Origin of the sequence: Mesorhizobium sp. M1E.F.Ca.ET.063.01.1.1, assembly GCF_003998155.1 — a bacterium.
GTDB lineage: Bacteria > Pseudomonadota > Alphaproteobacteria > Rhizobiales > Rhizobiaceae > Mesorhizobium.
On the sequence record NZ_RZSC01000236.1, the window covers coordinates 1 to 8,086 of the forward strand.

Sequence of the window (8,086 nt, forward strand, 5' to 3'; positions counted from 1 at the left end):
CGACCGTCGTGGCGGCCGCCACGACGGTCGAGCGCAGAACAGTTCTTCTGGTCGTGATGCTCATGCACGTTCCTCCCTTGGTCCTTGCAATGCCAGGAGTGTTGGACATTCGCGATTATCGACCATTTGAGCCTCCTTGTCGCGGCATTCCACTGAAGGGACTGCGTGATTTGTACCGTTGTTCTCGTCAGGTGCCGGGCATACAAACAGTCGAGGAGGTGGGTTGTTTATGTTTGTTGCAACGAGCAACTTTCCGAGACATAGCCCAAGCAGGCATGCGGGCACCGATGATTTCCCGCCTCTCGATTGATAGCGCTCTGTGGTCGGCCTCGATCCAGCGTATCATCTTCTCGCGATAGCACGCTTCGGCGATCGCGGTCGTGATGCAAGTCAGCTTTTCAACCAAATAGCCCGAAAGCCGACAGTCCGTTTGCAGGCCCAAACCAGCCGGCTCATACCAGGTCAACAAAGCAATGTGAGGGCTGACACCAGTTGGATTGAAGTTAGCCCTCTTCCTGATCCTTGGATTCGTCAGGCCCTATGAGAGAATACGAAGGAAATGGGTTGGCGAACCAGCTGCTAACAAATTGATTCTGTGTGGAAAACGATGACCCTCAGCGACCAACATAATTGTTATACGTCAATGGGTTACGAAGCGGTTCGCCCAAATTGATTCAAGAAACTGATCCAGCTATTCACTGACCGCATTTATCTTCTACCGAATGGCAGGTTTGCGCCTCATGTTGGTCATTACTGAGGACTTCTCCCTTCGCCGAAAGCGGACATTGCCGGGATTACGCTGAGGTTGCGCCAGAAGCGGGCATTGGAGCTTCGTCGCTCCCTCTGCATGCTCCCTCAACGCCAGAAGCGCCTGGCATTAACAAAGGCGTCGTGTGCTTCCGCGGTGTCCTTGAGAAGCTTGGACTTTTCGTCGGACCGGAAGAGATCCTTCGCACCAGCCCGGCATGCCGGCGATACCAGCGCTTGGCGGCAGGCGGATCGGGGGTCATATCATGCTCCGGCGCTTCAGGAGCGCTGCCTGCTAGCAACCGGACCTATGCGAGTGTCGGGTCGAGCGACGCGTAGTAGATCGTTCGCTCAGGCGGCGTCACCAGCGACTCCGGCAACATCGCCATGACCCTGTGCACCTCGGCAAGTGACTCCTGTCGTTCGAGAGCGGCGCCGTCCTCATAAACCGCCGTCGCGATGAACCAATCGGGATCGCGCAGGACCCGTGCGATATCGAAATTGATGACGCCATCGATGGCTCGCGCCGGAGTGATGATCTCGGCCAGCGCGGCCATCAGCTCGTCGCTCTTGTCGGGTTTTGAATGGATCTTGAAACGAAGAATGACCATGGTGTCTCCAAGCCGGCGAGTGATGAAAGGTTAGGTGCACTAGAGTGCCGTTACGCGCGAAATCGCTACGCCGCAGCTACGGGAACCAAACGCCGCGCGAAGGGCCGTCTGGGCTGCCTCGCCCCAGCCGCACATGCTTTGCGTGCCGGTCAACAGCAAAGTATGTGCGCTCTTAGACGATGAGGTGATCAGCGGAATGCCTGCCGGCTAATCGTCTACTTTGCGGCAGCCTCGATCACTTTGGCGACCGCGCGCGGTTGAGAGATGAAGACGGCGTGGCTTGCGCTCACTTCGGTCACCTTGGCGCCCGAGCGTTGGTACATCCAGCGCTGAAGCTCCGGACTCACGACATGATCCTGGGTGGTCAGGATAGCGAAGCTGGGCTTGGTTCGCCATGCGGCCACGGAGACCGGCGCTCCCAGCGCTTTCTCCGCGAGCTGCTGCTGTGAATCTGCCAGGAATTGAGCGTCCGTTGCCGGGACATCCTGGGCATAGGTCGCAGCGAACAGGGCTGGCTGCATGTAGAAATACTTGCCCGTGGCGGCCGGAGCGGCCCGCATGGCATCGCTTGGCGCGGCGAACTTTGTCAGAAGCTGCCCGCTGGCTTCCCCTGCATCGGGCTGGAGAGCGGCCACATAGACCAGCGCACTGACCTTTGGATCGGCGCCTGCCTCCGTGATCACAGAACCGCCATAGCTATGACCGACCAGGACGATTGGGCCCGTCTGCTGATCAATGACGCGCTTGGTGGCCTCGACGTCCTCTGCGAGACCAGTAAGCGGCTCCTGCACGACAGTCACATGGAACCCATCTTTGGACAGGATGTCGTAGACGGCTCGCCAGCCTGAGCCATCCACCAGGGCGCCGTGGACAATGACGATATCTTTCGCAGCCGGCTTTGATTCAGCGCGAGCCATGGTGCCACTCAAGGCAACCATGATGGCAATGGCAAAGGTCTTTCGTAGTGTGGACATGAGAGTCTCCTGTGGTGTTTCAAGGGGTTGAGGATGTTGCTTAGGTCGGGCCCTGGTGGGCCGCGCCGAGAAAATCGGTTGCGTAGGCGTAGAGGCCCGGAGTCCCGCCGGTCATGATGAAGAGGACGTCGTCGCCAGCCGCATATCGTCCGGCCGAGATGTCCGCCAGCAAGCCGGCGAACGCTTTCCCGCCGTACACAGGGTCTAGCAGCAGGCCCTCCCGGGTCGCCATCAGCCGAACCGCCTCGACCATGGCGGATGTTGAAATGCCATAGCCTGGACCCAGCTGGTCTCCCGAAAGGTTGACGTCATTCGAGCTCAGCGACGCCTCAAACCCCAGGAGGCTCAGCGCGGCATTGGCCCTCTCGACCGTTGTCGAGATGGCGCTGGCGGCGGGCGCAAGCACGGAGTGAGATCTCACCCGCGTGGTATCAAGCCCCAGCGCCCGATATCCCGCGACCAGTCCAGCCTGCGTCCCTGAACTTCCGTTCGGGACCACGACCTCGGCGAAATCGATATCGAGATCATTGGACTGCGTCTCGATTTCGAGCGCGCAGGCCGCGTAGCCGAGGCTTCCGACCGCCGAGGAGCCGCCGAGGGTCGCCATATAAGCACTGTGGCCAGCCTGGCGCAGCTTCTCGAACCGCTCCTCCGCAAACCTGGTCGGGTTGACGCCGGCGGGTAGATCGTGGATGCGAGCGCCGAAAAGATCGTCGAGCAGAATATTGCCATTTCGATCGTATTCGTCCCCTCCACGCGGCACCAACGGCGCGAGAACCAGTTCGCAGGCCAGCCCCAGCCTGGCGGTCGCGGCAGCCGCCAGGCGCGTGAAGTTCGATTGCCGGCCGCCTGTGGCGATGATCGTGTCCGCGCCTGCCCCGGCCGCATCGCCGAGCAGGAACTCAAGCTTCCGCAGCTTGTTGCCGCCGCCGCCCAGCGACATCAGGTCGTCGCGCTTGGCGTAGATTCGAACGCCATTCGATGAAGAACCCAAAGCCTCCTCGATACGATATAGACGCTGTATGGGTGTTGGCCCTTCCAACAAGGCGCGACGGGGCATGAGACTGAGAGCTTGGGAAAGAGACATGACTACACCTCGGTAGTGGAAAACGACCGCTCATCTCGCGTAAGTTTTTTGGTCGAGGTGTCCCGCAACGCGCGTTGGAATTTCATCGTTACGTCCATGTGTTGCAAAGCGCTGCCTTGTTCGCCTAAGCCGCGATTTCAAAGACGAGCTCGACCTCGACCGGCATGCCAAGGGGCAGGCTGGCGACGCCAAGAACGACGCGGCCCGAGAGCATCCCGGTGCCGAAGACCTTGACGAGCAGCTCGGACGCTCCGTCGGCGACTTTCGGGTGGTCCCGGAAGTCGCCTTCCGTCGCGATATAGACGCCGAGCTTTGCCACGCCGGTTATCTTGTCGAGCGAGCCGAGATGCTCCCTGGCCGCGGATAAGGCGCTGAGGCAAGCGATCTCCGCAGCCTTTCTCCCGTCCTCCACCGACAGCGCGCCACCGACGCGTCCGATGAATTGCAGCTCGCGCCCGACGACCGGCAGCATGCCGCTCAGAAAGAGCAGATTGCCGATATTCACCGTTTCGACATAAGCGCCAAAGGGGGTAGGCGGCGGCGGTAGCACGATGTCGAGATCGCTGAGCTGCTGTTCCGCACTGGCTTGCGTGCTCATACCGGTCACCATCTTCCCAGATGTGCGCCGCCGTCGACGTGCAGCACCTCCCCGGTTATGCGCGGCGCCTCTGTCAGGAAGAGCACCGCATCGGCAATTTCCTGGACGCCGGAGATGCTGTGCATGGGCGAGAGCGTCTTCAGGAAGTCCTTCGGGTTATCCTTGTGCAACGGCGTGTCGACAACGCCGGGTGCGACCGTGTTGGCGCGGATGTGCTCCTTGGCATATTCCATGGCGATGTTCTTCGACATCGCTTCGATGCCGCCCTTGGTCAGCATGGCGACCGAGGCGTCCACGCCGGCAATCGGCCGATCCACCAGCGGCGTAGTAATGCTGACAATGCTGCCGCCGCTCTTCTGCGCCAGCATCTGCCGCACGACCTGCTGCGTGAGGTGCAAAAACCCTTCGAGATTTGTGGCCGCGAGGCGTTGGTAATCTTCGATCGTGTAGTCGATGAAAGGCTTGGTGAAGAAGATCCCGGCATTGTTGACCAGGGCGTTAATCGAGCCGAACTGCGCAAGCGCGGTTTCGACGACGGCCTTGGCCGTCTCTGGGTCCGCAATGTCGCCGTCGACGCGGGCCAGGCGGTCGGATGCGTGGAGCTCCGTCGACCGACTGACCTGCCGTGAGGTCGCGACGACGTTGTAGCCTCTTTCGAGAAAGGTGTTCGTGAGGCCGGCACCGATGCCCTGAGAGGCGCCAGTGATCACGGCCGTTTTCCGCGTCTGCATGTTCATCTCCAATGTAAGGGCGGCGTCAAATCTGTCGGATTGCCCTAGTGAGAGCGTATATGGTGCAGACACGATTTCTCGATTAGGTGGAAATATCTGGAATGTCTTTTGCACCCATGCAAAAGTCCGGCATGACCGATCTGAACGACATCATCGTCTTCGTAAGGGTCGCGCAGTTCGAGAGCTTCAGCCGCGCGGCCCACGCACTCGGCATGCCCGTCTCCACGGTCAGCCGCAAGGTTACGGCCCTAGAGGAAAAGCTCGGCGTGACCCTTCTACATCGGACGACGCGCAAGCTCAGCCTGACGGCGCAAGGTCGTGCCTATTACAATCAATGCAGCGAGCCGCTGAGCGAGCTCTTCGACGCCGAACGGGTGCTTACCCAGACCCAGAGGCAGCCGGAGGGTCTTCTGCGGATCTCCGCGCCGGCTATCCTTGGCCAGGAACCGTTCTACGAGTTCCTGTCCTCATTTCTGAAGACCTATCCGAATATCCAGGCCGACCTGTTCATCACCAACTTGTTCCTGGACCTGATAGCCGAGAATACCGACGTCGCTATCCGTTTTGGCGAACTGCAGGATTCGAGCCTGATCGCGCAGCGCATCGGAAAGAGCGTGCGCTATGTCGTCGCCACGCCGGAATATCTGCACGGTCGGATTCCCCCATCGCGGCCCGAGGACCTGCGCCAACATCGATGCGTGCTCCTGCAGGCGCGAAACAATGAGGTGGAATGGCATCTGGTCAGCGGCAAGAAATCCATCAAGCTCCACGTCTCGGGGCCGGTGGCGGCAAGGGACTTCCAGGCGGTGAGCGCATTCACCTATCGGGGCCACGGCATCGGCCTGCTACCGTCGACCTATTGCGATGCCCAGATCGCGAGCGGGGAACTCGTCCGTCTTCTGCCCGATTGGTCGTCCCCGGAAATCTTCGTGCATGCCGTCTATCCGACGCGCCGATTTCTGCCGGCGAAGTTGCAGGTATTTCTCGACGAACTGAAGGCCTGGAAGAGTCCCCTCTGGATTCCGCTGCGATAAGCACGGCGGCTATCTTAGGATAGCGTCGCCTCAATTTCATGCCGACAGCCAAATGTAGAGCTTCCCGCAATGCCACGTCGAATGCCGATCACTCTGCAACTTATTGCGGACGGGCTGAGATACCTCGATTGCAAATGGGCGAGCCTCAGTCGCGGAAGAAGTCGGGGTCGCGCCGCAGTATGCGTCGATGTTGGGCAAACGCGCCAACTGCCAGACGCTGGTATCGCTGACGCTGGCACGCGACGAGGTTCCTGTTCCGGTGGCTTTGCGGCTGTTCCTGCCAGAAAGCTGGACCAAAATCCGAACTTGAGGACGGAGTCCTTTTCAAGCCCGAGCCGGTCCTGCGCTTCTCTTCTCCGCTGATGGTGCGCGATGCGGTTCTGACGGGTGCGGGCGCGGCGTTGCTTCCGAAGCTCCTTGTCGAAGGTGATATCGAGGCAGGCCGGCTTGTTTGCTGGGGAACTCATGCCGGTCCATCTGTGGAAATCTGGGCGCTCCAAAGCTCGCGACGTCTTATCGGTGCAAAGGTTCGCGCTTTCCTGGATGTGATGGAGAGGGCGTTTCCTGGCAAAGTTTTCGTTCCTGCACCCTGAACAAGAACCTGTCCTGCCGGCCGTCAGCGTTGGGGAAGAGAACTGTCGGTGGCAATCTCCTTCAACGCACGTATTGCATGTATCTCAGGAACGGCGCGGATGGCGTCTATCCTGCAATAGCGGTGAACCCAGGGGCGGCTTCGCTCCGCTCGTGATCGGCGCTGATCGACACGATGACCAAGGGCGTCGGGGGTGGCTGCTCGTTGCTATGTGAGCTCAATAGCTGGCCTTCCGCTACCGGCCCCGAACCAGCTTTCCCCCCTCCAATCGTTTCTTCATTGGCCAAGGTCGCCGAAGGAGAACTACAATGGCAATTTCACAGCATGATCCTGCAGCGAGAGGTCGGCCTGCATGGAACGCTGGCAGACAGGTTGGCGTAAAGCGAGCGCTGAAGCCTAGGCAGACATAGGCCATTCGCTTCTACCAGCAGCATTTCCATCCAGCGAGACAAATGACCGAGGAGACAACTCCAATGAGAGCAATTGTGGTAACGGATCAAGCTGCGGGGACGGCTGGGATGAAGCTGGTGGAGCGGCCCGAGCCGCAGGCAGCGATAAACGACGTCGTCGTTCAGGTTCATGCGTCGGGATTCGTCCCGACCGAGTTGGAGTGGCCTTCGACCTGGGCCGACCGCCGCGATCGTAACCGGACACCGTCGATCCCTGGGCACGAGCTGGCCGGAGTGGTCACCGTTCTCGGCTATGGCACGACTGGACTGTCGGCGGGGCAGCGGGTGTTCGGTCTCGCGGATTGGCATCGCGACGGGACGCTCGCGGAGTATGTAGCCATGGAGGCACGCAACTTGGCGCCACTGCCGGGCGACGTCGACTTCACGGTGGCCGCGAGCCTGCCAATCTCAGGCCTGACCGCATGGCAGGGACTGTTTCAGCACGGCCGCCTTCAGGCGGGGCAGAGCGTCCTCGCGCACGGGGCGGCCGGCGCAGTCGGTTCGATGGTGACGCAACTCGCACGAGAGGCTGGCGCCTATGTCATCGGCACCGGACGCGCCGCCGACCGTCAGAAGGCGCTCGACTTCGGCGCAAATGAATTCGTCGACATCGAGAACGACGCCCTGGAAGACGTCGGCCCAGTCGACCTGGTGTTCGATGTCATCGGCGGCGATATCCAGAAGCGGTCCGTAGCCCTGATTAGAGCCGGAGGAACACTGGTGACCGTCGTCGGACCGGCCGAGGCGCGGCCCGCAGACGGCCTGGCGGTCGACTTTGTGGTCGAGTCCGATCGTGCCCAACTGAGCGAGATTGTCCAGCGGGTGCGGGACGGACGACTGCGGACGAACATCGGCAAAGTCTCGGCCCTCGGCGATGCCATCGCCACCTTCAACGCGACCGAGCGCCACGCGGGGAAGACGGTCATCCGCGTTCGTCCGTGACAACTCGACAAGGTTGAGGATATCGTCTGCCAGAACGGCAGCTTCCCACGATCAGACTCCAAAACCGGTCAGTCTGGTTTCGGCCCCATTGCGGTCATCTTGGAACATGGCTCCGAAGGGCCGCGTATGTTTGCAAAGGAGCCATTGGGTTAGCTAAAGTCGACTGTATGGCGTCACGGAACCATACGGAACGATACGGAAAAATTTCTGATTTTGACCCACGAAAAACGCAATGAAATCAACATTCTGACCACATCCTCCGGGCCCACCATTGTCGTTATTTATCAATGATTTAGCACATATTTCTTCCTTCCGTTAGCC

Annotated in this window: 10 protein-coding genes and 1 pseudogene; 6 read left to right on the plus strand and 5 right to left on the minus strand. The window is 60.3% G+C overall.

Translation table 11 applies throughout. The features are described from left to right. A partial coding sequence (locus EOA29_RS42265) for a hypothetical protein (RefSeq protein ID WP_210213151.1) occupies positions 1-359 on the plus strand: 359 nt, incomplete at its 5' end. 696 nt (positions 360-1,055) lie between these two features. On the opposite strand, the gene EOA29_RS17720 is transcribed toward EOA29_RS42265, so the two are convergent. From EOA29_RS17720 to EOA29_RS17740, 5 genes are all read right to left on the minus strand, one after another. Next, positions 1,056-1,358 carry an antibiotic biosynthesis monooxygenase gene (locus EOA29_RS17720; RefSeq protein WP_127221212.1) on the minus strand — a complete coding sequence of 101 codons (303 nt, stop codon included), beginning with the start codon at positions 1,356-1,358 and terminating at the stop codon, positions 1,056-1,058. A gap of 215 nt (positions 1,359-1,573) precedes the next feature. Next, positions 1,574-2,332, minus strand: coding sequence for an alpha/beta hydrolase (locus tag EOA29_RS17725; RefSeq protein ID WP_127221213.1), 759 nt, complete (start codon positions 2,330-2,332; stop codon positions 1,574-1,576). A gap of 40 nt (positions 2,333-2,372) precedes the next feature. Continuing rightward, the gene (locus EOA29_RS17730) at positions 2,373-3,419 is read right to left on the minus strand and encodes a D-cysteine desulfhydrase family protein (RefSeq protein WP_127221214.1); all 1,047 of its coding nucleotides are present in this window, start codon (positions 3,417-3,419) and stop codon (positions 2,373-2,375) included. Positions 3,420-3,543: 124 nt separating this feature from the next. Then, positions 3,544-4,029, minus strand: a complete 486-nt coding sequence (locus tag EOA29_RS17735) for a RidA family protein (RefSeq protein WP_127221215.1) — start codon at positions 4,027-4,029, stop codon at positions 3,544-3,546. Beyond that, a complete protein-coding gene (locus EOA29_RS17740; RefSeq protein WP_127221216.1) occupies positions 4,023-4,748 on the minus strand; it encodes an SDR family NAD(P)-dependent oxidoreductase in 726 nt (241 codons plus the stop codon). Before EOA29_RS17740 ends, EOA29_RS17735 begins: the two co-directional genes overlap by 7 nt. A 131-nt stretch (positions 4,749-4,879) precedes the next feature. On the opposite strand from EOA29_RS17740, the gene EOA29_RS17745 reads away from it, so the two are divergent. The 5 genes and pseudogenes from EOA29_RS17745 to EOA29_RS17765 all read left to right on the plus strand — a co-directional run bounded on the left by EOA29_RS17745 (position 4,880) and on the right by EOA29_RS17765 (position 7,765). Further along, entirely contained in the window at positions 4,880-5,782 is a 903-nt protein-coding gene (locus tag EOA29_RS17745; protein ID WP_127221218.1) for a LysR family transcriptional regulator, read from the plus strand. A gap of 160 nt (positions 5,783-5,942) precedes the next feature. Continuing rightward, positions 5,943-6,077 (plus strand): annotated as a pseudogene (locus tag EOA29_RS17750) (transposase); the annotation flags it as partial. A gap of 67 nt (positions 6,078-6,144) precedes the next feature. Beyond that, positions 6,145-6,375 carry a LysR substrate-binding domain-containing protein gene (locus tag EOA29_RS17755; RefSeq protein ID WP_245468483.1) on the plus strand — a complete coding sequence of 77 codons (231 nt, stop codon included), beginning with the start codon at positions 6,145-6,147 and terminating at the stop codon, positions 6,373-6,375. Between the two features lie 173 nt (positions 6,376-6,548). Beyond that, a complete protein-coding gene (locus EOA29_RS41470; protein WP_189478917.1) occupies positions 6,549-6,755 on the plus strand; it encodes a hypothetical protein in 207 nt (68 codons plus the stop codon). A 92-nt stretch (positions 6,756-6,847) separates the two neighbouring features. Continuing rightward, positions 6,848-7,765, plus strand: coding sequence for an NADP-dependent oxidoreductase (locus EOA29_RS17765; protein ID WP_127221217.1), 918 nt, complete (start codon positions 6,848-6,850; stop codon positions 7,763-7,765). Positions 7,766-8,086 lie beyond the last annotated feature (321 nt).